We start from the raw sequence: 277 nt of genomic DNA, 5'->3' as shown, positions 1-277 counted from the left end.
GTGGGCGGCGCCTTCGAAATCCCGCTGCACGCCAAGCTGCTGGCCAAGACTGGCCGTTACGCCGGCATCGTCGGCGCAGCCCTGGTGGTGGACGGCGGTATCTACCGTCACGACTTCGTCGCCGCCTCGGTGGTGAACGCGCTGATGCAAGTGCAACTGGAAACTGAAGTGCCGGTGTTCTCGGTGTCCCTGACCCCGCACAACTTTCACGGCCAGGAGCACCACGAGTACTTCTTCAAGCACTTCCTGCACAAGGGCCAGGAAGCGGCGAATACCT

1 protein-coding gene is annotated in these 277 nt (G+C 62.8%); it reads left to right on the top strand.

Going from position 1 to position 277, the window contains the following annotated elements:
- Positions 1-277: 6,7-dimethyl-8-ribityllumazine synthase (locus PMM47T1_RS28530; RefSeq protein WP_043301684.1), on the top strand; the 277-nt coding region annotated here is incomplete at both ends.

This window comes from Pseudomonas sp. M47T1 (assembly GCF_000263855.1).
Classification (GTDB): domain Bacteria; phylum Pseudomonadota; class Gammaproteobacteria; order Pseudomonadales; family Pseudomonadaceae; genus Aquipseudomonas.
Note: the sequence above shows the minus strand (reverse complement) of the source record. Positions and strands in the feature narration are given on the sequence as shown.